Source organism: uncultured Aquabacterium sp., from assembly GCF_947366995.1.
GTDB lineage: Bacteria > Pseudomonadota > Gammaproteobacteria > Burkholderiales > Burkholderiaceae_C > Aquabacterium.
The window spans coordinates 1-22,950 of record NZ_CANBCC010000065.1; the positions used below are offsets into that span (position 1 = coordinate 1).

At 69.5% G+C, this 22,950-nt stretch carries 20 protein-coding genes and 2 pseudogenes; 6 read left to right on the top strand and 16 right to left on the bottom strand.

The window, feature by feature from the left end:
- Together Q0Z44_RS14730 and Q0Z44_RS14735 are read right to left on the bottom strand one after the other, a co-directional pair.
- Nucleotides 1–381, bottom strand: a pseudogene (locus tag Q0Z44_RS14730) (hypothetical protein); the annotation flags it as partial.
- A gap of 273 nt (nt 382–654) precedes the next feature.
- Nucleotides 655–912, bottom strand: a pseudogene (locus Q0Z44_RS14735) (PAAR domain-containing protein); the annotation flags it as partial.
- A 616-nt stretch (nt 913–1,528) separates the two neighbouring features.
- On the opposite strand from Q0Z44_RS14735, the gene Q0Z44_RS14740 reads away from it, so the two are divergent.
- Nucleotides 1,529–3,049 carry a glucan biosynthesis protein G gene (locus tag Q0Z44_RS14740; RefSeq protein WP_298014078.1) on the top strand — a complete coding sequence of 507 codons (1,521 nt, stop codon included), beginning with the start codon at nt 1,529–1,531 and terminating at the stop codon, nt 3,047–3,049.
- On the top strand, nt 3,022–5,307 hold the full coding sequence (gene mdoH, locus Q0Z44_RS14745) for a glucans biosynthesis glucosyltransferase MdoH (protein ID WP_298014081.1): 2,286 nt from the start codon (nt 3,022–3,024) through the stop codon (nt 5,305–5,307). The genes Q0Z44_RS14740 and mdoH overlap by 28 nt, the downstream gene beginning before the upstream one ends.
- Here mdoH and ligD read toward each other — a convergent pair.
- Genes ligD through Q0Z44_RS14760 form a run of 3 tightly spaced genes read right to left on the bottom strand, consistent with a single transcriptional unit; the run spans nt 5,247 to nt 9,646 of the window.
- Entirely contained in the window at nt 5,247–7,871 is a 2,625-nt protein-coding gene (ligD, locus tag Q0Z44_RS14750) for a DNA ligase D (protein ID WP_298014084.1), read from the bottom strand. The genes mdoH and ligD overlap by 61 nt on opposite strands.
- The gene (locus Q0Z44_RS14755; protein ID WP_366517631.1) at nt 7,868–8,701 is read right to left on the bottom strand and encodes a tetratricopeptide repeat protein; all 834 of its coding nucleotides are present in this window, start codon (nt 8,699–8,701) and stop codon (nt 7,868–7,870) included. Before Q0Z44_RS14755 ends, ligD begins: the two co-directional genes overlap by 4 nt.
- A complete protein-coding gene (locus Q0Z44_RS14760; protein ID WP_298014089.1) occupies nt 8,702–9,646 on the bottom strand; it encodes a Ku protein in 945 nt (314 codons plus the stop codon).
- Between the two features lie 138 nt (nt 9,647–9,784).
- On the opposite strand from Q0Z44_RS14760, the gene Q0Z44_RS14765 reads away from it, so the two are divergent.
- Genes Q0Z44_RS14765 through trmL form a run of 3 tightly spaced genes read left to right on the top strand, consistent with a single transcriptional unit; the run spans nt 9,785 to nt 12,396 of the window.
- Nucleotides 9,785–10,267 carry a glutathione peroxidase gene (locus Q0Z44_RS14765; RefSeq protein WP_298014092.1) on the top strand — a complete coding sequence of 161 codons (483 nt, stop codon included), beginning with the start codon at nt 9,785–9,787 and terminating at the stop codon, nt 10,265–10,267.
- An 8-nt stretch (nt 10,268–10,275) separates the two neighbouring features.
- A complete protein-coding gene (locus tag Q0Z44_RS14770; protein WP_298014095.1) occupies nt 10,276–11,901 on the top strand; it encodes an HDOD domain-containing protein in 1,626 nt (541 codons plus the stop codon).
- Nucleotides 11,902–11,925: 24 nt separating this feature from the next.
- On the top strand, nt 11,926–12,396 hold the full coding sequence (gene trmL, locus Q0Z44_RS14775; protein ID WP_109037567.1) for a tRNA (uridine(34)/cytosine(34)/5-carboxymethylaminomethyluridine(34)-2'-O)-methyltransferase TrmL: 471 nt from the start codon (nt 11,926–11,928) through the stop codon (nt 12,394–12,396).
- Between the two features lie 36 nt (nt 12,397–12,432).
- Here trmL and Q0Z44_RS14780 read toward each other — a convergent pair whose 3' ends face one another.
- The 4 genes from Q0Z44_RS14780 to Q0Z44_RS14795 all read right to left on the bottom strand — a co-directional run bounded on the left by Q0Z44_RS14780 (nt 12,433) and on the right by Q0Z44_RS14795 (nt 14,896).
- Nucleotides 12,433–13,485: an NAD(P)H-dependent glycerol-3-phosphate dehydrogenase gene (locus Q0Z44_RS14780; protein WP_298014098.1), complete on the bottom strand. Its 1,053-nt coding sequence runs from the start codon at nt 13,483–13,485 to the stop codon at nt 12,433–12,435.
- Between the two features lie 10 nt (nt 13,486–13,495).
- Nucleotides 13,496–13,951 (bottom strand): protein-export chaperone SecB, encoded by a 456-nt coding sequence (gene secB / locus Q0Z44_RS14785; RefSeq protein WP_109037565.1) that lies wholly within the window; start codon nt 13,949–13,951, stop codon nt 13,496–13,498.
- Between the two features lie 181 nt (nt 13,952–14,132).
- The gene (gene grxC, locus Q0Z44_RS14790) at nt 14,133–14,390 is read right to left on the bottom strand and encodes a glutaredoxin 3 (protein WP_109037564.1); all 258 of its coding nucleotides are present in this window, start codon (nt 14,388–14,390) and stop codon (nt 14,133–14,135) included.
- Nucleotides 14,391–14,482: 92 nt separating this feature from the next.
- Complete coding sequence (locus Q0Z44_RS14795; RefSeq protein ID WP_109037563.1) at nt 14,483–14,896, bottom strand: rhodanese-like domain-containing protein; 414 nt, start codon at nt 14,894–14,896, stop codon at nt 14,483–14,485.
- A 112-nt stretch (nt 14,897–15,008) separates the two neighbouring features.
- Between Q0Z44_RS14795 and gpmA the strand changes: the two genes are divergently transcribed.
- Nucleotides 15,009–15,752: a 2,3-diphosphoglycerate-dependent phosphoglycerate mutase gene (gene gpmA / locus Q0Z44_RS14800; RefSeq protein ID WP_109037562.1), complete on the top strand. Its 744-nt coding sequence runs from the start codon at nt 15,009–15,011 to the stop codon at nt 15,750–15,752.
- A 19-nt stretch (nt 15,753–15,771) separates the two neighbouring features.
- Here gpmA and Q0Z44_RS14805 read toward each other — a convergent pair whose 3' ends face one another.
- The 7 genes from Q0Z44_RS14805 to aroQ all read right to left on the bottom strand — a co-directional run.
- A complete protein-coding gene (locus Q0Z44_RS14805) occupies nt 15,772–16,812 on the bottom strand; it encodes an endonuclease/exonuclease/phosphatase family protein (RefSeq protein ID WP_298014105.1) in 1,041 nt (346 codons plus the stop codon).
- A gap of 80 nt (nt 16,813–16,892) precedes the next feature.
- Entirely contained in the window at nt 16,893–17,798 is a 906-nt protein-coding gene (locus tag Q0Z44_RS14810; RefSeq protein WP_298014106.1) for a carbohydrate kinase family protein, read from the bottom strand.
- A gap of 66 nt (nt 17,799–17,864) precedes the next feature.
- Nucleotides 17,865–19,559 carry a DUF3426 domain-containing protein gene (locus Q0Z44_RS14815; RefSeq protein ID WP_298014108.1) on the bottom strand — a complete coding sequence of 565 codons (1,695 nt, stop codon included), beginning with the start codon at nt 19,557–19,559 and terminating at the stop codon, nt 17,865–17,867.
- Nucleotides 19,560–19,593: 34 nt separating this feature from the next.
- A complete protein-coding gene (prmA, locus tag Q0Z44_RS14820) occupies nt 19,594–20,526 on the bottom strand; it encodes a 50S ribosomal protein L11 methyltransferase (RefSeq protein ID WP_298014115.1) in 933 nt (310 codons plus the stop codon).
- 30 nt (nt 20,527–20,556) lie between these two features.
- Complete coding sequence (gene accC / locus Q0Z44_RS14825) at nt 20,557–21,906, bottom strand: acetyl-CoA carboxylase biotin carboxylase subunit (RefSeq protein WP_298014110.1); 1,350 nt, start codon at nt 21,904–21,906, stop codon at nt 20,557–20,559.
- A gap of 15 nt (nt 21,907–21,921) precedes the next feature.
- On the bottom strand, nt 21,922–22,386 hold the full coding sequence (gene accB, locus Q0Z44_RS14830; protein WP_298014111.1) for an acetyl-CoA carboxylase biotin carboxyl carrier protein: 465 nt from the start codon (nt 22,384–22,386) through the stop codon (nt 21,922–21,924).
- Nucleotides 22,387–22,497: 111 nt separating this feature from the next.
- Nucleotides 22,498–22,950, bottom strand: a 453-nt coding sequence (aroQ, locus tag Q0Z44_RS14835; protein WP_298014113.1) for a type II 3-dehydroquinate dehydratase, incomplete at its 5' end; no start/stop codon positions are given.

Genomic DNA, 22,950 nt, shown 5'->3' on the forward strand with positions numbered 1-22,950 from the left:
AAGCGGGCGCCAGCTGCTTCTAAGAATGACCCTTCTTGCAGAGAAGAAGGGCATCCCTGGCTTCAGCCCCATGGCAACACGCGGTAGCTTGCTGGCATCCACCTCATCGGGATCTGGCGGGTAGAACCTTCGATCAATGACCTTGTCGTCGGGCGATGAGCCGTACTTGGCATGGTAGTCGCCGCCCTCAGACTTGCCGATCATGGCCAAGAATGCTTTGACGTTGGCGTTCTTGAGGCACTCACGGTTCTCTTCAACGCGCTTCTGCTGCGCCATCTGAACGAGGATAACCTTTGTCTCGGCGCTTTCCTTGGGCGTCGTGGTGTGCGTGGCGCGGCGGTGCAGTGTCTTGCCGTTGGGCGAGGTAACGGTGCTGGTCATGGCTCGTTCTCAGACATAGATATCAACGGCTTCCGCAGATGCGGTGGATGACAGCAGGTGTGTATGCCCTTGATCGTCCGTTGTGCCGTATTCGATTTGACCAGATGCGCGCTTGATGGCGTACTCCAGTGGGGCGCCTGAGTCGTCGTCAATCAACTGAAGCCTGTCATCAAAGGCCGCGACGACGGTGAAGGGGGATGCGGCTGCTTCGCTCCGGGCTGATTGTGTCGAGTTGCCTCGGGATGAGGAGGCACCGCTACCGCCGCTTTCGTTGGCACCGGACAGAAACTGACTTGCAATCAGCGTGGCACCGCAAGCGCATTTGTCTCCGTGCCGGGCCACAGGAGCGCCGTCCACGATCATGGTCGGGTCACCGGTCACGATCACTGTGGTGCCGTGCCCCTTCTTCGGGCAGGTGACTTGATCGCCCACTCGTGCAAGTCGTTTGCCGAACGTGTCTGTTGTTTGTGTGGAACCGACGACCACACCGCCGTGGTCGGTCTGGTCGCCAATCACGATAAATGGCCGCATGCAAGTCCCCGAGTTTGTTTGTGTGCCGAATTTACCAGCCGCAGGAGATCATTCAAGCTGCCCCCTCATCACGGCGATCTCTCCAATAGCGACCTTGTCAGCATTGTTATCGCATAACTTGGCGCAACTTCACATCAGAGGGCAGGAGCGCGCGCAGGGTGCTGAGAATGTCTGCCCGAACTTGCGCGAGGAGGCCTTTGGAATCAATGACTTACCTGATGCTGAAAGTTTCGCCACGTAATGCTTGAGCTCTTGCAAAGTCAGCCAAGAATTGCCTTGCCCGGGTGCTTCTGCCCTCGCCGGAAGCGAGAAATTCCGCCACGTAATGGCTAATTCCCGGCCATCAATCAGCGAACTTCACAGCGGAATCGCCAAGGGCTTTTTTTCTTTCCGTGTCCAACTGGCGCGCGGCCCTCTGCAGATGTAAGCGCTGCATCCCTTCGCAGCATCGCGGAATCTTCCCCTGCCCCCTGACGTCGTACAGAAACCCGGCTGACTGGTCTTGAGCCAGGCACGCCCGTTGCCAAGCCGACCGCGTGTGCGGTCTGCCGCCCTGTTTCCACAAGCGATGTCAGAACCCAAAACCTCCCTGTCCATCAGGCCCCTGTGGGGTGCCATGTTGTTGTCGGTTGCCGCGCTGGCCCCGAAAGCCCAGGCGCAGTCGACGCCTCCCGTGTTCGGCTTCGACGATGTGTCGACCCTGGCCCGCGCGCTCGCGGGCAAGCCTCATGAGCCCGAGTCGCCCGCCAAGGCCTTGCCTGCCGCGCTGCAGGCCCTCAACTATGACCAGACTCGGGACATCCGTTTCCGACCGGCCCAGGCGCGTTGGCGCAGCGAGGCCCTGCCATTCGAGCTGATGTTCTTCCACTTGGGCGGCTACCACCAGGCGCCTGTCACGGTGGAGGAGATCGCGCCGCGGCAGGTGGTGCCGGTGCCCTACCGTGCGCAGCTCTTCGATTTCGGGCGCAACCGACTGCAACCGCAGGCCTGGGGCGACATCGGCTTCGCCGGCTGGCGCGCGCACTACGCCGTCAATCGGCCGGATTACAAGGACGAGGTGATCGCCTTTCTGGGTGCGAGCTACTTCCGCGCCGTGGGCAAGGGTCAGCAGTACGGCCTGTCGGCGCGCGGGCTGGCTGTGGACACGGTGGGCGGGCAGGGCGAGGAGTTTCCGCGCTTCACGCGCTTCTGGGTGCAACGCCCGGGGCCGCGCGACACCACGCTGACCGCGTATGCGCTGCTGGATTCGAAGCGGGTGACCGGCGCCTACCGCTTCGACATCCGCCCCGGTGTGACGACGACGGTGGACGTGCGCATGCGACTGTTCCTGCGGCAGCCGGTGGCGACGCTGGGCATTGCGCCGCTGACCAGCATGTTCGTGTCGGGCGAGAACCAGCCGCACCCGGAGGACTACCGTCCCGAAGTGCATGACTCCGACGGCTTGCAGGTGGCGCTGGCCACGCCGGACGGGCAGCCGGGCGAATGGCTCTGGCGTCCCTTGCGCCGCCCGAACAGCGTGCAGGTGAACGCCTTCCAGGCCACGCGGCTGCACGGCTTCGGGCTGATGCAGCGTGATCGCCAGTTTGCGAGTTACGAAGACCCCGAGGCCCGCTACGAGCGTCGGCCCAGCGTGTGGGTCGAGCCGCTGGGCCAATGGGGCCCTGGGCGCGTCGAGCTCGTCCAGTTGCCCGCACCTGACGAAACCCACGACAACATCGTCGCGTACTGGGTGCCGCAAGCGATGCCAGCGGTGGGGCAGCCTCTGGACTTCGCCTATCGCCTGCACTGGGAAGCGGAAAAGACGCACCTGCCTCCGGCCGGCTGGGCACGGCAGACCCGACTGGGCCGCGGCTGGGCGCCCTTGCCGGACGGCGAGACGCAGTACGTCGTCGACTTCACCGGGCCGGCGCTGGAGGGCCTGCCGCCCACAGCCCGTGTGGAGGCCGTGGCCAGCGTGGGGGCGGGCGGTGAACTGCTCGAACAACACGCGTTCCGCAACGAACCCGGCGGCGCCTGGCGCATGACGCTGCGCGTCCGTCGCACCCATCCCACGCAGCCGGTCGAGCTGCGCGCTTTTCTGAGACGGGGCGGCGACGCCCTGACCGAGACATGGACCACGCAGCTTCCGACGCCATGAACGACGCCCCCACCCAGCGCGGTACCGCGCCCCCCTTGCAGCGCAGCAGCATGCCCGTTCACCCCTGGCGCGGGGTGTGGCCTCAATTGCGGCAATGGCTGGACACCCGCACCGGCGGGGTGATGACCTGGCGTGCAGGCGGGGCCGATGGCGCCATGCGCTGGCCGGTCGTCGGCTCGTGGCGCGCCCCGTTTGCCTCCACCGACATTCCGTGGCAGGCGGCGCTGCCGTGGCAGCAGGCCGCCAGCGAACGCCGCAGGAAGCTGGCCGAGTCGATCGCCCTGGGCACGGCCCTGGCCACCATGCTGATCCTGCCGGCCCAGCCCTTCGAGGCCGCGCCGTGGGCCAGCACGGTGTATGTGCTGATGTTCGCTTTGCTGTTTGCCTGGGTGATGGCCGGCTTTGCCACCGCGCTGATGGGGCTGCATGCCTTCCGGCATGGCGACCGGCATGCCTTGCGGGTGGCCAGTCTGCCGGCCCGATCAGTCGACCCCCATGCTCGCACGGCCCTGGTCATGCCCATCCGCCACGAGGCGATCGGCGCGGTGTTCGGCGGGCTGCAGGCCATTGTCGAGTCGCTGGCTGCCCAGCCGGAGGCCTCCTTGTTCGACGTGTACGTGCTGTCCGACAGCAGCGACCCGGACGTCCGGGTGGCCGAGTTGTCGGCGTTTGCCGCGCTGCGCACGGCGGTCGCCCGCGTCGACGTGGCTCTTGCGGAACGGCTGCACTATCGCTGGCGTCAGCACCGCACGCGCCGCAAGGCGGGCAACGTGGCCGACTTCTGTCGCCGCTGGGGCCGGCGCCATCGCTACATGGTGGTGCTGGATGCCGACAGCGTGATGAGCGGCGAGGCGCTGGTCACGCTGGTGCGCCTGATGGAGGCCCACCCTGACGCCGGCATCATCCAGACGGCGCCCCAGCCTTGCGGGCAGGACACGCTGCATGCGCGGGCGCATCAGTTCGCATCCCGCGTGACGGGGCGGCTCTTCACGCTCGGCATGCAGCACTGGCAATTGGGGGATGCGCATTACTGGGGGCACAACGCGATCCTGCGCGTGGCGCCTTTCATGCAGCACTGTGCGCTCGCACCGCTGCCGGGGCGGGGCGGGCTCTCGGGCGACATCCTGTCGCATGACTTTGTCGAGGCCGCGCTGATGCGCCGCGCCGGCTTCCACGTGTGGATGGTGTCCGACCTGCGCGGCAGCTACGAACAGGTGCCGCCCGATCTGGTCGAGGAACTCCGCCGGGACCGCCGCTGGTGTCAGGGCAACCTGCAGAACCTGCGTCTGGTGGCCGAGCCGGGCCTGCATCCGGCGCACCGCGCCATGCTGCTGACCGGGGCCATGGCCTACCTGTCGGCGCCGCTCTGGCTGGGCTTCGTGATGCTGGGGCTGTGGCTCAACCTGGGTGTGCCACTGCCCGACATCGAGCCGGGCGCCGCGCTGTGTGCCCGCCTGTTGTGGATCACGATGGTGGTGATGCTGGTGTTGCCGCGCGTGATGGGCGCCTGGGCCGTGGCGCGTTCCGAAGAAGCGCGGCGGCTGGGTGGGGTTTGGGGCCTGGCGCGGGGTGTGGTGCTGGAGATGCTGCTGTCGGCGCTCTATGCACCGATCCGCATGGTGGCGCACACCGGCTTCGTGCTGGCGGCGCTCACCGGCTGGGCCATCGAATGGCGTTCGCCGCCACGCGATGCCCAGGCCGTGCCGCACCGGCTGGCGTGGCGCGCCTTTTGGCCTGGTGCACTGGCGGCCGCGGGCGTGGTGGTGGCGCTGGCGTTTGGTGCGCCGGCTTCGCTGCCCATCGTGCTGCCGTTGACCGTGCCGCTGATCCTGGCTGCGCCCCTCGCAGTGTGGACAAGCCGTCCGGACGTGGGCCAACGCTGGCGCCGACGGGGCTGGCTGCTGACGCCCGAAGAGCGCTGGACCCCCGCGGTGCTGAAGCGCGCGTGGGCACTGGCGCGCACACCGTGGCCGCAACCACGCTGGCTGGATCTGTTGCGCCAGCCCGTGCTGCTGGCTCAGGTGATGAGCCAGTCTGTTCGCACCCGCACCGCAGGGGCACGCCGTGCGGCACGCCAGCAATGGGTTGCGACCGCACAGGCACACGGCCCGCAGGCGCTGGACGATGCACAGCGCCTGCACCTGCTCAACGAGCCACACCACCTGCTGCCGCTGCTGGCAGTCGGGGCAGAAGCCGCTCAGGATGCCGCGGGCGCCGAGGGCAACCCCATGGCAGCCATGGCGCCATCGAGCGCCTGAGGCGTGCGGGCGTAGTCGGCCCACGGGTCGACCGACTGGAAGGACAGGTGCTCGCGCGCGGTCTGCACCGTCCAGTGTGCGCCGCTGCGCAGGCTCGGCAGGTCGTCCCACGCCACCGGCATCGACACGCCGAGGCCGGGCCGCGCGCGGGCCGAGAAGGCGGCCACGGTGGTGGCGGCATGGCCGTTACGCAGGTAGTCGACGAAGATGCGACCCACGCGGTTGGCCGGTCCGCTGCGCGCCACAAAGCGCGATGGCAGCGTGCGCGCGAGGTGTTGCACCATCGCCTTCGACAGCGCCTTGACCACCTCGTGCGGCCAGCGCGGCACGATCGGCACCACCACATGCAGGCCCTTGCCGCCACTGGTCTTGAGCCAGCAGGCCAGGCCCAGTTCCTCCAGCAGGGTGCGCACCAGCAGCGCGCCTTCCTGCACCTGCGGCCAGGCTGTGCCTTCGCCAGGATCGAGGTCGAACACCATGCGATCCGGGCGGTCCATGTGGCGGGCGGGCGCGTTCCAGGTGTGGAACTCGATGGCATTCCACTGCGCGGCGGCCACCAGCGCTTCGGGGTGATCCACGGAAAGCAGCGCCGCATGACCCGGCCACAGGGCCGGGTCCAGCTCGGTCAACTCCGGTGCGCGGCCGGGGCCGCCGTGTCGTTGAAAGAACAGCGCGCCGCCCACGCCCTCAGGGGCGCGCAACAGGGCGCACGGGCGGCCTTGCAGGTGCGGCAGCATGCGGTCGGCCACGGCCGCGTAGTAACGAACCAAGTCGAGCTTCGTGACACCCGAGGCCGCGTCGAGCACCCGTTCGCCATGGGTGACCTTGAGCGGGCGTGCCGTGGCCGGCGGTGCGGCGGGGAGGCGGGGGTGCTCGCGCACGATGGCCTGCGCCGGCTTGTCGTCGCGCAGCGCGATGAAGGTGGCGTGCCGGATGCGGTGATCGGGCGTCCAGGCGCTGAACGCCACTTCGGCCACCTGTTGAGGCCGCAGCCACCGGGCCTCGGTTTCGCTGCGGGTGGGCGGGCGCTTGCGGCCGGTGCGCCGGCCGATCTGCGTGCCGGCTTCGGGCACGGCCTGGCCGTCGAAGGGCGGGCTGGGCATCTCCAGCGGGGCCAACCGCTGGCGCAGCGCGCGCGCCTGTTCGGCGCTCCAGCCCGTGCCCACGTTGCCGGCCGGTACCAGCCGCCCTTGCGCGTCGTGCACGCCCAGCAGCAGGGCGCCCACGCGGTCCGGGTCGTCGCTGCGGGGAGCGTAGCCGCACACCACGAACTCCTGGCGCTGGCGGCACTTCAGTTTCAGCCACGTTTCCGTGCGCGCCGACACATAGGGGGCATCCTGGCGTTTGGCCATCACCCCTTCCAGGCCGAGCGCACAGGCGGTGCCCAGCACCGTCTGCACGGGCGCGTCGAAATCGGCACTGAAACGCAGCAGGCCTTCGTCGTGCTGGGTGGCGTGGGCCGTCAGCAGCGCCTGCAGCCAGGCCCGCCGCGCCTTGAGGGGCACCGCCCGCAGATCGTGGCCATCGGCGTAGGGCACATCGAACAGGAAGCAGACGATGTCGCCGGTGCGCCGGCCGGCGTCGAAAGCGTTCTGCAGCGCGTGGAAATCGGGCGTGCCTTGCGAACCAAGCACCACGATCTCGCCATCCAGCCATCCGGAGTGCAGGGCGAGCGCGTTGAACGCCGTCACCAGATGCGGCATGCGATCAGACCAGTCGAGCCCACTGCGGGTCAGCAGCTGGGTCCGCCCGCGTGCGATGCGGATGAGCAGGCGATAGCCGTCCAGCTTGAGCTCGCACCGCCATTCGCCTTCGGCCGGCAGCGCCGACGCGAGCGTGGCCAACTGGGGCGCCAGGGTGGTGGGCAGCGCAGCCTTGCGCGCGCCCGGCAGGCTGCCCGGGGAGGGCGGATCGTCGGAGCTAGCTGCGTGGCCCTGCCGAACGGGAGGCGCCGTCGGCGCAGCCGCTGGAACGGCCGGAAACACCGCGCAGCGATCGGCCTCGGAGAGGGGGTGGGCGAGCACGCTGTCCGGCCACGCCGACACCACATCGAACTCGGCATGCGTGCGGGCGTGCGCATCGCGCTTCTTGAACAGCAGCCACGGCGGCTGGCGCTCGCCGCCGCGTGCGATGCGCACCAACTCCCACCGGCCCTGCATCTTCTGGCCATGCAAGGTGAACACGAGCTTGCCCTTCTGCAGCGCCTCCCGCGGGTCGCCCTCGGGCGTCCACCACCCCTCGTCCCACACGATGACGGTGCCCGCCCCATACTGGCCCGGAGGGATGCGGCCTTCGAACCGGGCATAGCTCAATGGATGAGCTTCGACTTCGATGGCCATGCGCTTTTCGTTGGGGTCATAGCTCGGCCCTTTGGGCACCGCCCAGGAAAGCAGCACGCCGTCGAGCTCCAGCCTGAAGTCGTAGTGCAGCCGGGTGGCCGCGTGCTTCTGGATGACGAAGCCCAGGCGGCTGCCGGAGCGCCCGGGATCGCCGGGCGGTTCTTCCGTGCGCTCGAAGTCGCGCTTGGCGCGATAGCGCGAGAGCGGGTCGGCAGCGGGCTTCACGGCTCGCCCTCGCGGGTGGTGAGCCGCCGGTAGGCGTTCAGGTGCCTGATGGCGCCCTGGTGGTCGCTGGCCAGTTCCAGCAGTCGGGCCAGATTGAAGTGCGCATCGGCCAGGGCCGGGTCCAGCTCCAGGCTGCGCGCATAGGCCAGCGCTGCATGCGCCACGTCGCCCTGGTCTTCCAGTGCAATCGCCCGGTTGAAATGCAGCCATGCGACATCGGGTTGCCGCGCCAGTGCCGCGTCATACAGGGTCACGGCATCGCCGCAACGGCGCTGCTCGCAGAGCATCGCGCCCAGGTTGAGCAGGCTGTCAAGGTGATCGGGCTCGCGCGCCAAGGCCGCCCGGTAGGCCGCTTCCGCCCGGGGCGGGTCGACGGCTTCGAGTGCCACGGCCCGTTGGAACAGGGTGGCCACATCGTCGTCCGGCTGCGGGCGAGGCAGGATCACCAGGCGACCGGACGGCGTGGGCGTCACCTCGAAGGCCAGCAGCTGCTGACCGGTCTCTGGCTCCCAGTCGCCCTGTGCGTCGCGCACGACCACTTGGCCACCGGCCGCCGAGATGCGCAGGCCCGTCACCGGCAGGGCCTGGGGCAGGGCAGCCCGCAGCCGCTGCAGCGCGCCCACGATGCGCCGGGGTGGCACACGGGCCTGCCGCAGCGCGTGGGCGGTGCGCAGCAGCATCAGGTCCTGAAACGACAGCCGCCGGCCCCGCGACGTGCTGGCTGCGGGTGTCACGAAACCGGCGTCGATCAGCGCGTCGATCACGGCGCGCGACACGCCGACCAGGTCCTGCGCCTGCCTGAGGCTGAATGTGGTGTCGCGGCCTGGCACTTACTTGCGCGCCCGGCTGCGCGGCGCCGGCGCGGCTTCGGGGGCGGTCGACCGGGCGGCGCGCTTCGGCGCCTTGCGGGCGCCCGCGTCGAGCTGGGTCACGTTGTCCGCCTCGGCGCCTGCCGCCTTGCGCGCAGGCGGGGCGGTCTCCTTCGGGGCGGCGGTCGGCTTGCCGAGGCTGGCCCGCAGCGCGGCCATCAGGTCCACCACCTGGCCACCCTGAGGCGCGTCCTCGCCCCGTGCCGACGCCACAACCTGCCGCCCGGCAATTTTCTCGTCGATCGCCGCCAGCACCCGCTTGCGTTCCTCGTCTTCGAAGGCCGTCGGGTCGTAGCGGTCGGTCGAGATCTGGTCGATCAGCTGCAGGGCCAGCTTCAACTCCGAGGGGGCCACCTCCACCTGCTCGATCTCCAGGTCCTTCAGCGACCGCACCTCGTCGGCGTACAGCAGTTGCTGCAGCACCAGGCCCTCTTCGATGGCGCGCACCTGCACCACATGCTGGCGGGCCCGCCAGGCCCAACGCGCCAGCGCGCACTGGCCGCTTTCCCGCATGGCGGCCACCAGCAGCGCATAGGGCTTGCCGCCGCGCTTGTCGGGGGCCAGCAGGTAGGCCTTGTCGTAGTACAGCGGGTCGACCGCACCTTCCGGGATGAAGGCCACGATGTCGATCACGTGGCTGGCGGCCTCTTCCAGGCGCTTCAGCTCATCGGGCTTGAACAGCACGAACTGGTCCTTCTCGACCTCGTAGCCCTTCATCATCTGGTCACGCGGCACCACCTTGCCCGTCTGCTCAGAGACGTACTGCTGCTTCAGCCGCGACCCGTCGGGCGCAAGCAGGTGAAAGCGCACCGACGCACCCGAGTCGGTGGCGGAGTACAGCCTGATCGGAATCGACACCAGGCCGAAGCCCAGCGTCAACGAGGCAATCGAACGCGCAGCGGCCATCGGGGCACCTCCAGTGCAGGCCATCTTAGGATCGACGCTGCCGCGCCGGGCCAACACCCGGGACGCCGGCAGGGGCGCGCACGCCCACACTCCGTTACCATCCGTGACTGTCCGATCCCGCCCCCCCAAGGAGCCCGCATGCGCCCCCTCTCCGAGATCCAGGTGACCACGATCGACGGCCAGACCCGTCCCCTGGGCGATTTCCTGGGCAAGGCCACGCTCGTGGTGAACGTGGCCAGCAAATGCGGCTTCACACCGCAGTACAAGGGCCTGGAGGCGCTGTACCGTGCGAACAAGGACAAGGGGTTGGTGGTGCTCGGCTTCCCCTGCGACCAGTTCGGTCACCAGGAACCGGGCGACGAGGCCGAGATCCAGTCCTTCTGCAGCCTGAACTACGACGTGACCTTTCCGATGTTCGCCAAGGTCGAGGTCAACGGGGCGGGCGCTCACCCGCTCTACCAGGCGTTGAAGCAGGCCGCACCCGGACTGCTGGGCAGTGAAGGCGTGAAGTGGAACTTCACCAAGTTTCTGCTCGATGGGCAAGGCCAGGTGGTGGACCGGTTCGCGCCCGTCACCCGCCCGGAGAGCCTGCAGGGCGCCATCGACAAGCTCATCGCTTGAGCCACCGCATGGCCGACTCCACCCCCGAATCCAACGCCCTGCGCGAAGCCCACCTCACGCTGGACTACCTGTTGCGGCGCATGCGCCACAAGAGCGACTTCCCGGCGCTCTCCGGGGCGGTCACCCGGGTGCAGGCCCTGTCCGACTCCGAGACCGAGAACCTGCAGACCCTGTGCGACGGCATCCTGCAGGACGTGGCCCTCACCCACAAGCTGCTGCGCCTGGTCAACACCGCGCGCTACCGCCGTGCCGACAGCGACCCGATCAGCACCGTGTCGCGGGCCGTGAGCCTGATCGGGCTGGCCGGCGTGCGCAACCTCGCGCTGTCGCTGATGCTGCTGGAACACATGCCGGACAAGGCCCACGCCCAGCAGCTGAAGGAGGCCTTTCTGCGCGTGGTCATGGCCGGCACGCTGGCCAGCGAACTGTGCACCCGCCGGGACGATGCCGAGGCGGCCTTCGTGGGCGCGCTGTTCCGCAACCTCGGGCCCTTGCTGGTGGCGTATTACCTGCCGGATGACGCCGAGCAGATCGGCCAGCTGATGCAGGGCGGGCCTGACGGCCAGCCGCCCCTCTCGGAAGAAGCGGCCGCGCGGCGCGTGCTGGGGCTGGGGCTGAACCAGCTCGGGGTGAGCGTCGGGCGCCTCTGGAGCCTGCCGGACGCCCTGCTCGCCTGCATCGTGGACCCGGGCGACACCGTGCCCAACCTGCCGCTCGCGGGGCGGCCTGACCGCGTCTGGTGGCTCGCCAGCCTGGCCAACGAAGCAGCCGACGTGATGCTCAAGACCGAGCCGGTCGACCTGGCGCCACGCCTGCAGGCGCTGGAGGCGCGCTTCCAGGTGCCGCTCGAGATGGCATCCGGCGAGCTGCAGGCCGCTGCCGGCCGCGCCCGCCGCCGCATGAGCGAACTCACCGACGCGCTCAACATGACCGTGCCCGGTGGCTCGCCCGCCGAGCGCCTGCTTGACGTCTGGTACGTCGACGCGCCGCAGGGCGAGGCCGTGGGGGCGGGGCCCACCCCCGAAGCGCTCGGCCTGACCGAGTCGCCGGACGACGGCGCGCTGCCCGCCAGCCCACCCGAGGCGCACGATGCCATCAGCATCCTCGGCAGCGGCATCCAGGATGTGACCAGCGTGCTCACCGGCCCGTTCCAGCTGCAGGAAGTGCTGCAGGTCATCCTCGAGACCATGCTGCGCGCGCTCGACTGCCGCCGCGTGCTCTTCTGCCTGCGCGACCCGCGCGCCGCCGCACTGCAGGGCCGGCTGGCGCTGGGCGAGGGCGGCGACGTGGTGCGCAATGCCTTCCGCGTGCCGCTGGTCCACGCCCGGGGCGAGACGCCCGACCTGTTTGCCGCCGTGTGCCTGCGCAACGTCGACACGCTGATTGCCGACGCCGCGGCACCGGCCATCGCCCCGCGGCTGCCCACCTGGTTCCGCGAGCGCGTGCAGGCGCCCACCTTCCTGCTGATGCCGCTGGTGCTCAAGCGGGCCGGCCAGCCCGACGCCGTGCTCGGCCTGATCTACGCCGACAAGACCGAGGCCAACAGCCTCGTGCTCGACGAGCAGACCCTGTCGCTGCTACGCACCCTGCGCAACCAGGCCATCATGGCCTTCCGCCAGGCCACCGGCACCTGAGCGGCGCGCGTATCATCGCGCCCCATGTTCCGCATCGTCCTCGTCCACCCCGAGATCCCGCCCAACACCGGCAACGTCATCCGGCTGGCGGCCAACACCGGCTGCGAGTTGCACCTCATCGAGCCGCTGGGCTTTTCGATGGACGACAAGCTGCTGCGCCGCGCCGGGCTCGATTACCACGAGTACGCCGAGGTGAAGCGGCACGCGGACTGGGCCGCCTTCCTGGCGGCCATGCGGCCCGACGCCGCGCGGATGTTTGCCTTCACCACGCGCGGCAGCCGGCCCTTCCACGAGCCGGCCTGGCAGCCGGGCGACTGGCTGGTGTTCGGCTGCGAAACCAGCGGCCTGCCGCCCGCCTTGCGCGACACCTTTGCCCCGGCCCAGCGCGTGCGCCTGCCCATGCGCGAGGGGCAGCGCAGCCTGAACCTGAGCAATGCGGTGGCCGTGGCGGTGTTCGAGGCCTGGCGGCAGAACGGCTACGCGGGCGGGGCCTGAGACCGGTCTTGGCACCGGCCGCCGCCCGAAAGGGCGTCAGGCGTTGCTGCCTTCGGCCTTCGCTTCGCGGCGCATCAGTGCGCCCACGGCTTCGCGCGGGGTCTGTCGGCCTTCCAGCACGGCCACCACCGCCTCGGTGATCGGCATGGCCACGCCCAGCGCCTGCGCACGCTGCCACACCGTGGCGGCGCTGTAGACGCCTTCGGCCACGTGGCCCAGCTCGCTCAGGATCTGCGCCAGCGGCTTGCCCGTGGCCAGCTGCAGGCCGACTGTGCGGTTGCGCGAGAGGCTGCCCGTGGCCGTCAGCACCAGATCGCCCAGGCCCGACAGGCCCATGAACGTGTCAGCCCGCGCACCCAGGGCCAGGCCGAGGCGCGTCATCTCGGCCAGCCCCCGCGTGATGAGCGCGGCGCGGGCATTGAGGCCGAGCTCCATGCCATCGGCGATGCCGGTGGCAATGGCGAGCACGTTCTTCACCGCGCCGCCCACCTCGACGCCGACCGGGTCGGCCGAGGTGTAGACGCGCAGGCTGTCGGAGTGGAAGGCCGACACGGCCTGTTCGGCCAGCGTGGCGTCGGCCGCGGCGGCCACCAGCGCGGTGGGCAACCCGAGGGCCACTTCACGCGCGAAGCTCGGGCCGGAGAGCACGCCGCAGCGCAGGCCGGGGCGCAGCGACTGCGCGACCTCATGGCCGAGCAGCCCGGTGCCCTTCTCGAAGCCCTTGCACAGCCACAGCGCCGACACGTCGTCGGGCAGGCGCTGCAGCATGCTGCCCAGCGCGGCCATCGGCGTGCCGATGATGACCAGCCCGCGTCCCCCGCGGCACGGCGCGATGGCCGCGTCGAAATCGGCCTCAAGTTGCAGGGCGTCGGGGAAGGGGGCTTCAGGCAGGTAACGGGTGTTGCACCGCGCAGCCTGCATCTCGGCCACCTGGGTGGCATCGCGCGCCCACAGGCGCACGGCCGCGTTGTGCCGCGCCGCGCTGATGGCCAGGGCAGTGCCCCACGCGCCGGCACCCAGCACCGTCAGCGACGGGCCGGGTGTCGAGGGCGTGTCCGGGGCGGCGAGGTCTTGAACCGTGAGGTTCATCGCCACGCGGTCAGGCGTTGGCGGCCTGGTCGCCAGCGGCCTGGGCCAGCTGGGCTTCGTACATGGCCTGGAAGTTGACTTCGGTCAGGTGCACGGGCGGGAAGCCAGTGCGGTTGATGACGTCGGCCACGGTGGCGCGCAGGTAGGGGTAGACGATCTGCGGACAGGCAATCGCGATGATCGGCTGCAGCTGTTCCTGCGGGATGTTGCGGATCTCGAACAGGCCAGCCTGCTTGGCTTCCACCAAGAACAGGGTCTTGTCGTTGACCTTGGTGGTCACGGTGGCGGTCACCGCCACTTCGTAGATGCCGTCGGTGACCGGCTCGGCGTGCAGGTTCAGCTGCACATCGACCTGGGGCTGGCCCTGCTCCAGCAGCACCTGCGGTGCATTGGGCATCTCGAGGGACAGGTCCTTCAGGTAGATGCGCTGGATGGCAAAAGACGGTTGTGCGGCTTGGTCGCTCATGGATGGTCCAGATAAAAGGGTCGGTTGCTCGGGCTGGATGCCACGCAAGCGTGCGTCGATACCAAGCCAGAAGTTCGACAACGATTATGGACCAGGCGCGTGACGTCGCCGTGGCAGGGGGGCTGCGGGTTTGCGCCGAGGGCCCCCAAGCGAGGTGCGGCTCGGCGTCACGCTGACAGGGTCAGCCGTTGAGCAGCGGCAGCAGGCCGCCCTTCTGGTCCAGCGCGATGAGGTCGTCGCAGCCGCCCACATGGGTGTCGCCGATGAAGATCTGTGGCACGGTGCGGCGGCCGGTGATGGCCATCATCTGGTCGCGCTGGGCCGGGTCCACGTCGATGCGGATTTCCTCGATGGCCTCGACCCCGCGCTGCTTGAGCAGCATCTTGGCCCGCTGGCAGTAAGGGCAGACCTGGGTGGTGTACATCTTGACGGCTTGCATGGCAGCGTGGGGCTCAGGCCCGCTGGGAGTGGACGGTGTCCGTATTGTCCCGCCGAGCGCAAGACCGCCTGCGCAGTGGGGACTCGGCCGTGTCAGGCCTTCTCGACCGGCAGGTTGGCTTCCCGCCAGGCACGCAGGCCGCCGGCCAGCGGCTGCACGTTCTCGTGGCCCAGCTTCTTGAGTTCGGCCACGGCCTTGTTGGCGCGCACGCCGGTGGCGCACATCACCACGAGCGGCGTCTTCTTGTTCGAAGGCAGGCCCTTGCCCGAGGCGATCTGGCCCAGCGGCACGTTCTTGGCGCCCACGGCGTGGCCGGCCGCGAACTCGGTGGGCTCGCACACGTCGATGATCTGGGCCTTTTCCTTGTTGACCATCAGCACTGCGGCCGACGGCGACAGGCCTGACGCGGCCGCGCCCTGGATCTGCTGCCACGCGAGCATGCCGCCGGAGCCGACGGCCGCCACGATCCAGTACCAGTTGTCTGCCAGGAAGCTCGAGGAAGTCATGCGTGTGTTCTTTCGGGCGCACGGTGGCGCCGGTTCGGGCCCCGCGGTCCAGGGTGGCGCGGGCAACGGCGGATTATAAAATCGCAGGCTGACCTTCACTCGGGACGACCACATGTACAAGCTCGTGCTGATTCGCCATGGCGAATCGACCTGGAACCTGGAAAACCGCTTCACCGGCTGGACCGATGTGGAGTTGACCCCCACCGGCATCTCGCAGGCCATGGCCGCGGGCAAGCTGCTCAAGGCCGAAGGCTACGAGTTCGACGTGGCCTATACCTCGGTGCTCAAGCGCGCCATCCACACGCTGAACTACTGCCTGGACGAGATGGACCGCACCTGGCTGCCGGTCGTCAAGGACTGGCGCCTCAACGAGCGCCACTACGGCGGCCTGCAGGGGCTGAACAAGGCCGACATGGCCAAGCAGTACGGGGACGAGCAGGTGCTGATCTGGCGCCGCAGCTACGACACCCCGCCGCCGGCCCTGGAAGCCAACGACCCGCGCGGCCAGCGCCAGGACCTGCGCTACGCCAAGCTGAACCCCGAGCAGATCCCGCTGACCGAGTGCCTGAAGGACACCGTGGCCCGCGTGCTGCCGTGCTGGAACGACACGCTGGCCCCGGCAATCAAGGCCGGCCAGCGCATCGTCATTGCCGCCCACGGCAACTCGATCCGCGCGCTGGTGAAGTACCTCGACAACATCGGTGACGCCGACATCGTGGGCGTGAACATCCCCAACGGCATCCCGCTGGTGTACGAGCTTGACGCTGACCTCAAGCCCATCAAGAGCTACTACCTGGGTGACGCCGAAGCCGCCGCCAAGGCCGCGGCCGCCGTGGCCTCGCAGGGCAAGGCCTGATCGGCCGGTTGCTTCAGGCTCAGGGCCTGAGCGACCAGATCACCGGGCAGTGGTCGGACAGCGTCCGGCCCTGATCCCGGGCTTCATACGGCAGGCGCGCAAAGCGCCTGTTTCTGTTTCGGTCGGCCAGTCGGCGGTCGATGAGGATGTCGTCGATGTACTGGTTGTGCGTGTCTTCGGCATCGCATGGCAGGTAGGGCTGGCCGTCGGTGGCGCGCAGCAGCTCGGCGCCGGGGGGCTGCTGGTCGCTCCAGGCCTGGATCACGTTCAGCGGCGCGGTCTCGTCCGGGCCGGCCGGAAAGCGCGCGTCCTTGGCCAGATGGCGGTTGAAATCGCCCAGCACGGCCAGCGCCACGCCTTCGCGAACTCGCTGGTCGATCCACGCTTCGACCACCGGCACCTGCTGCTGCAGGCGCTGGCACGGGCCGAAGCTGCGATCGAGCTTGCCGGTGAAGCAGCCGCTCTTGAGGTGCACGGCCAGCACGCGCACCTCGCGCGGGGTGCCGGGCCACAGGCTGATGTCGGCGCCGGCGCGGCTGGTGCCGTCCACATCAAGGGTCGTGAGGTCGCCATTGCAGCGGTACGGCACGCCGTCACGGACGGCAAAGCCCACCTTCTGCGGGTGCGCGCGCTGCACGAAGCAGTCGACGCGCCAGCCCTGGCGGAACACCTGGCGGGCCGCCTCGGGGCCATCGACTTCCTGCAGGGCAACGAGGTCGACGTCTTCGCGGGTGCGCAGCAGGTCGGCGTGGCGCGCGAGCGCGTCCAGATCGGTCGTGGTGCGCCGCGGCGGCGGGGTGCGGCCCGGCGTGCAGGGCAGGGCGCGTTCGCGGCTGCCGGGCTGCTGGCGCACGCAGCGCGCGGCCAGCTCCTCGTGCGTCCACGGCGTCATCAGCCACGCGATGTTCCAGGTGGCCAGCGTGACGCCGGCGGGGCTGCCGTTGCGGTTCGAGCTGAACAGCCCGGCGTGGGCCACAGGCAGCGCGGCGGCGAGTGCGAACACGGTGCTGGCAGCCAGCCGCACGGCAGCGCGCAGGCGGCAGGCGAAGAGCGAGGTCAAGAAGCGGTCTCCACGGGGGGTGAAACGGGCCGCCATCATCGGTCAGAAACCCGGTCGGCGCGGTTCACCCTCGCGGGGGATCACACGCCGAGCGCGGCGCGGTCGAGCGTGTAGTTCTGCGGGCCGGCGGCGGCGATCTTGATGGCGCCGATGCGGTTGGCCAGGGCCACCGACTTCACCAGGTCCCAGCCTTGCGACAGGCCGTAGAGCAGGCCGCCGCGGAAGGCGTCGCCGCAGCCGGTGGGGTCGACCACGGCGGCGGCCTTCACGCCCGGCACGTGGGTCTTCTCGCCCTGGATCCACACATTGCAGCCATCGGCGCCCAGCGTCTCGATCAGGCCCTTCAGGTGCGACTTCGACAGCTCGGCCAGGCTCTGGCCGGTGCGTTCCGCCAGCATCTTGCCCTCGTAGTCGTTGACGGCCACCCAGGTCGCCTGCGACACGAAGCGCTTGAGCTCGTCGCCGTCGAACATCGGCAGGCCCTGGCCCGGGTCGAACACGAAGGGGATGCCGGCGGCCTGCAGTTGCTCGGCGTGCTGGATCATGGCGTCGCGGCCATCGGGGGCAATGATGGCCAGCTGGATCGTCGGGTCGGCGTCGATGCGCTGGATGTGGGCCTGCTGCATCGCGCCGGGGTGGAAGGCCGTGATCTGGTTGTTGTCCTGGTCGGTGATGATGATGGCCTGGGCGGTGTAGCTGTCATCGACCGTGCGGACGTGGTCCATGCGCACGCCCCAGTGCTGCATGCGCTGGCGGTAGGGCAGGCCGTCGCTGCCCAGCGTGGCCATCACCACCGGCGCGCCGCCGAGCTGGTGCAGGCTGTAGGCGATGTTGCCGGCGCAGCCGCCGAACTCGCGGCGCAGCGAGGGCACCAGGAAGGACACGTTCAGGATGTGGACCTGTTCCGGCAGGATCTGCTGGGCGAAGCGGCCCGGGAAGGTGGTGATGGTGTCAAAGGCCAGGGAGCCGCAGATCAGGACGGACATCGCATTTCTCCGAATCGGAAACGGGGCGGCACGCGCGGTGCCGGTCGAGCAAAGCCTGACAGCGTATCAGGGATAGAAGAGCTCAGCGGTGTACCCGGCGGGGCTGAGCGCCGTCACTTTGACGTCCCACCACAGTGTGGTGCTGCGGCCGGGCGGGGCGGCGGGCGGCAGCGCGCCGAGGCCCTGAGGGCGTTTCGGGCTGTCGGTGCGCGGCTCGGCGGTGTCGAGCCAGCGGGCCTCGTCGGGCGCGAAGGCGCGGCGGGCCACGACGGCGCCGTTGCTGTCGGTCAGCGTCAGGTCGACGTGGGGCCAGGCCAGCCCGATCGGCGAGCGGTTGTGCACGACCACAGCCAGCCGGTAGCGTTGCGCCCCTTCGGACGTGGCGCGCACCAGCGTGGCGCTTTCGACCTGGAGGTCATCCAGCCGCAACGGGGGCGCCAGACGGCATCCGGCCATGGCGCACCAGTCTTCCAGGTAGGGCCGGGTGGCGGGGTGGTGGGCGGCGATGACGTCGCGGAACTGGTGGGTGAGTTGCAGCGCCAGGGTGGCCCCCAGCGCGGTGGCCACCACGCCCAGGGCCGCCCGCGTGGCCGGGTGGCGCCAGATGGCCTGGCGCTCGGCGCGCTTCATGAACTCCGGAGTGACGCCTGCCGTGTCCCGGCGGCGGAAGCTGGGGCGCGTTCTGCGCTGGCTGGGCGGAGGCACCGGCTGCTCGGGCACGAAGTCGCTGTCGCCGGCAGACGAGGCGGCCAGGGTTGCTCCGCTGTCCGCCAGCGCCGACGCGGTGGCGAGCGGACTGGCTGCGGTCTCAGGCAGTCTGGCGGTCACCGGGGCGGCCGGCTCGACCTGCAGATCGGCCGCAGGCTCGGAGGGCGCCCAGTCGGCGTCCAGATCGAGCATCGCATCGTTGGGGAACTCGGCGTCGGCGAACTCGGGCCCGGTGGCCCGGCGGCGCGGCAGCTTGCGCTCGCTGCGCGACGAGGGCATCAGGTAACGTGAGTCGAGCGCGTCGGCTTCGTCGGTGCGCGGCGGGTCGAAGTCCACCTGAAGGTGATCCGCCTGGTCGGCCCGGGCCCACGGGGGCGCGGGCTCGGGCAGCAGGTCGAGGTCGATGGCTGGCGCCGTTCCCGGCTCTGGCCGCGTGCTCTCGGGCTCGATGGCCTGGGCGTTGTCGCCCGCGTCGGGCTCCAGGCCCACCTCGGTGTCCAGCTCGAAGTCGGTGGCCGGCGCGGTCGGCAGCGGGTCGGTGGAGAGCGCGTCGTGCAAGGCGCTGTGGCGCGCCCAGGCGGGCAGCGGCGGATCGAGCAGGTCGTCCGCATCGGGCAGCCGGGTGACGGCGGGCGCGGTGGGCGGTGGCACAAAGGGGGCGGGCTCGCCCGGCAGATCCGCGGGGTCGTGTGGCTGGGTCGGCGCGAAGGTGGCCGGAAAGGTCGGCGCGAAAGCGGGGGGCGACGCTGGCGCCACGGCGGGCTCCGCGTCCGGCTCGGGTGGCGGCGCGTCCACGCTGCGCCGCGTCAGAAAGGCCGGGAGGTCCTCGGCCGCGGGCCCCGACACCGCCGTCGGCGCAGGCGCCGGGCTGGAGCGCGGGGTGAGCCCGCTGCGCGGGGGCGGCGGTTCGGTGTCGAGGTCGAACAGCGTGGGCAGCGCGTGGAAGACCTCGTTGCAGCGCCCACAGCGCACCCAGCCCTCAGAGACCTTGAGCTGGTCCTGAACGACCTTGAAGATGGTGCCGCAGTGGGTGCAACGGGTGGCGAGGCTCATGACGCCTTCGTTTATGCCACCGTTTTGGCCCGAATCACGCCGCCTTGCAGGCGGTCATCAGGATCCAGCCCTCTTCCGCGTTGGCGACCTGCAACTGCAGGCCCACTTCGGCGTAGGCGTCCTTCAGCTCCTGCTCCTGGCGGGCCAGGATGCCGGCCAGCACCAGATGACCACCGGCGGCCACGTGTCCGGCCAGCAGTGGCGCCAGCATCTTCAGCGGGGTGGCCAGGATGTTGGCCAGCACCACGGGGTAGGCGCCTTTCGCCTCACCCACCAGATCGGGCAGGCCGACCAGCAGCGGCAGGCCCCCGTTCGCGTCCTTCAGGTGAGCGACGTTTGCTTCGGCGTTGGCCAGCGTGGCCTCGACCGCAGCCGGGTCGATGTCGACCGCATCGGCCCACTTTGCGCCATGCAGCAGGGCGCCGATGGCCAGGATGCCGGAGCCGCAGCCGTAATCGAGCACGGTCTGGCCCTGGTAGGCCGACGCGTTCTGCGCGATCCACTTCAGGCACATGCGGGTGGTCGGGTGGGTGCCGGTGCCGAAGGCCAGGCCCGGGTCCAGTCGCATCGCCACGGTGGCTGCGGCCGGCACCTCGTGCCAGGTCGGCACGATCCAGAACGTGTCGGTGATGGGCACGGGCTGGAACTGCGACTGGGTCAGGCGCACCCAGTCCTGCTCGTCCACGGGCTGGATACCCTGGACGTGGATGTCGGTGGCCCAGTCCTGGGCCAGGATGAGCGTGACGGCTTCCAGCGCCTCGGTCTCGCTCGGGAACAGGCTTTTGATGGTGGAGCGCTGCCACGCCTCGCGCGGCACCGGCATGCCGGGCTCACCCCAGAGGGCCTCTTCGTGCTCGGTGTCGGCATCGGCGTCTTCGACCGAGACGGACAGGGCCTCGACCTCCATGAGCGCATCGCTCAGGGTGTCGACTTCGGCCTCCTTGGCCAGCAGGGTGAGTTCAAACAGGGGCATGTCGGTGCTGCGAAGAAGGGCCCATCAGCGCTTGCGCGCGGCCATCCAGTTTTCGAGGTAGTGGATGTCGGTGCCGCCTTCGATGAACTTGGCGTCGACCATCAGCTCGCGGTGCAGCGGGATGTTGGTCTGGATGCCTTCGACCACGGTTTCCGACAGCGCGGTGCGCATGCGGGCCAGGGCCTGCTCGCGGGTGTCACCGTGCACGATGATCTTGCCGATCATCGAGTCGTAGTTGGGCGGCACGAAGTAGTTCGTGTAGGCGTGCGAATCGACGCGCACCCCGGGGCCACCGGGCGGGTGCCACATGGTGATGCGGCCGGGCGACGGGATGAACTTGACCGGGTCTTCGGCGTTGATGCGGCACTCGATGGCGTGACCGCGGGACTCGACCTGGCGTTGCGTGAAGGGCAGCTTCTCGCCGGCGGCCACGCGGATCTGCATCTGGACGATGTCGACGCCGCTGGTCAGCTCGGTGACGGGGTGCTCCACCTGCACGCGGGTGTTCATCTCGATGAAGTAGAACTCGCCGTTCTCGTACAGGAACTCGAAGGTGCCCGCACCGCGGTAGCCGATCTTCTTGCAGGCGGCGGCGCAGCGGTCGCCCACCTTCTCGATCAGGCGGCGGGGGATGCCGGGGGCCGGCGCCTCTTCGATGATCTTCTGGTGGCGGCGCTGCATCGAGCAGTCGCGCTCACCCAGCCACACGGCGTTCTTGTGCTGGTCGGCGAGGATCTGGATTTCCACGTGACGCGGATGCTCCAGGAACTTCTCCATGTAGACCTCGGGGTTGCCGAACGCGGCACCGGCCTCGGCCTTAGTGGTCTGCACGGCGTGGATCAGCGCGGCTTCGGTGTGCACCACGCGCATGCCGCGGCCGCCACCGCCGCCGGCGGCCTTGATGATCACCGGGTAGCCCACCGAGCGGGCGATGCGGATGATTTCTTTCGGGTCATCGGGCAGGGCGCCGTCCGAGCCGGGCACGCAGGGCACGCCCGACTTGATCATGGCCTGCTTGGCCGAGACCTTGTCGCCCATCAGGCGGATCGATTCGGGCGTGGGGCCGATGAAGGTGAAGCCGGACTGCTCGACGCGCTCGGCGAAGTCGGCGTTCTCGGACAGGAAGCCGTAGCCGGGGTGGATGGCCTCGGCGTCGGTCACTTCTGCGGCCGAGATGATGGCCGGCATGTGCAGGTAGCTCTGCGCCGAGGGGGCCGGGCCGATGCACACGGCCTCGTCGGCCAGCTTGACGTACTTGGCATCGCGGTCGGCTTCGGAGTAGACGACGACCGACTGGATGCCCATTTCGCGGCACGCGCGCTGCACGCGCAACGCGATCTCGCCGCGGTTGGCGATCAGGATCTTCTTGAACATGGCTGGGGCCTGCCCTTATTCGATGATGAGCAGGGGCTGGCCGTATTCAACCGGCTGGCCGTTCTCGACCAGGATCTTCGAGATGACGCCGTCCTTGTCGGCTTCGATCTCGTTCATGATCTTCATGGCTTCGATGATGCACACGGCCTGGCCGGCCTTGACGGTGTCGCCCACTTCGGCGAACGCCTTGGCGCCCGGCGACGAGGCGCGGTAGAAGGTGCCGACCATCGGCGACTTGACCACGTGGCCGGTTTCGACCGGGGCAGCAGGCGCGGCCTCGGCGGCCGGTGCAGCGGGTGCTGCAGCGGCGGCAGGGGCAGCCGCAGCAGGCGCGGCCTGGGCCACCGGCATGGTCATCACCACCGGCTGGGCGCCGGCCTTGACGATGCGGACCTTGCCGTCGGCCTCGGTGATCTCCAGTTCGGACACGTTCGATTCCGACACCAGGTCGATCAGGGTTTTCAGTTTGCGCAAGTCCATGTTGGCTCTCTCCAGCAAAGTCGGCGGGCGGGGTACGCCCGGGTGTGGTGCGTCGTCCGGGTCACCGGGTCGGCTCCTGGACGGGGGATGTTGATGGGTGGTTCGGGGCGTTCAGCCGCGGGATGAGGCCGCCGGTGCGCCGAGGCGCTCCAGGGCCGCGTCCAGCGCCAGGCGGTAGCCCATGGCCCCCAGTCCGACGATGACGCCTTCGGCCAGGTCGGAAAAATAGGAATGGTGGCGGAAGGGCTCGCGCCGGTGGACGTTGGACAGGTGCACTTCGATGAAGGGCAGCGCCACGCCGGCGAAGGCGTCACGCAAGGCGACGCTGGTGTGCGTGAAGGCGCCGGGGTTGATGATGACGAATTGCGTGCCGTCGGTGCGGGCGGCGTGCACGCGGTCGATCAGAACGCCTTCGTGGTTGCTCTGAAAGGCCGTCAGTGTGGCGCCGCGGGCGGCCGCGTGGTCGGCCAGGCCGGCGTTGATCTGCTCCAGGGTGGTGGCACCATAGACCTGCGGCTCACGGGTGCCCAGCAGGTTGAGGTTCGGGCCATGGAGAACAAGAAT

Excerpts from the sequence above, each read along its gene's own strand:
- Q0Z44_RS14740 (WP_298014078.1), top strand. The coding sequence starts at position 1,529 with ATGTTGTTGTCGGTTGCCGCGCTGGCCCCGAAAGCCCAGGCGCAGTCG.
- mdoH (WP_298014081.1), top strand. The coding sequence starts at position 3,022 with ATGGACCACGCAGCTTCCGACGCCATGAACGACGCCCCCACCCAGCGC.
- Q0Z44_RS14760 (WP_298014089.1), bottom strand. The coding sequence starts at position 9,646 with ATGGCCGCTGCGCGTTCGATTGCCTCGTTGACGCTGGGCTTCGGCCTG.
- Q0Z44_RS14765 (WP_298014092.1), top strand. The coding sequence starts at position 9,785 with ATGCGCCCCCTCTCCGAGATCCAGGTGACCACGATCGACGGCCAGACC.
- Q0Z44_RS14770 (WP_298014095.1), top strand. The coding sequence starts at position 10,276 with ATGGCCGACTCCACCCCCGAATCCAACGCCCTGCGCGAAGCCCACCTC.
- trmL (WP_109037567.1), top strand. The coding sequence starts at position 11,926 with ATGTTCCGCATCGTCCTCGTCCACCCCGAGATCCCGCCCAACACCGGC.
- Q0Z44_RS14780 (WP_298014098.1), bottom strand. The coding sequence starts at position 13,485 with ATGAACCTCACGGTTCAAGACCTCGCCGCCCCGGACACGCCCTCGACA.
- secB (WP_109037565.1), bottom strand. The coding sequence starts at position 13,951 with ATGAGCGACCAAGCCGCACAACCGTCTTTTGCCATCCAGCGCATCTAC.
- grxC (WP_109037564.1), bottom strand. The coding sequence starts at position 14,390 with ATGCAAGCCGTCAAGATGTACACCACCCAGGTCTGCCCTTACTGCCAG.
- Q0Z44_RS14795 (WP_109037563.1), bottom strand. The coding sequence starts at position 14,896 with ATGACTTCCTCGAGCTTCCTGGCAGACAACTGGTACTGGATCGTGGCG.
- gpmA (WP_109037562.1), top strand. The coding sequence starts at position 15,009 with ATGTACAAGCTCGTGCTGATTCGCCATGGCGAATCGACCTGGAACCTG.
- Q0Z44_RS14810 (WP_298014106.1), bottom strand. The coding sequence starts at position 17,798 with ATGTCCGTCCTGATCTGCGGCTCCCTGGCCTTTGACACCATCACCACC.
- Q0Z44_RS14815 (WP_298014108.1), bottom strand. The coding sequence starts at position 19,559 with ATGAGCCTCGCCACCCGTTGCACCCACTGCGGCACCATCTTCAAGGTC.
- accC (WP_298014110.1), bottom strand. The coding sequence starts at position 21,906 with ATGTTCAAGAAGATCCTGATCGCCAACCGCGGCGAGATCGCGTTGCGC.
- accB (WP_298014111.1), bottom strand. The coding sequence starts at position 22,386 with ATGGACTTGCGCAAACTGAAAACCCTGATCGACCTGGTGTCGGAATCG.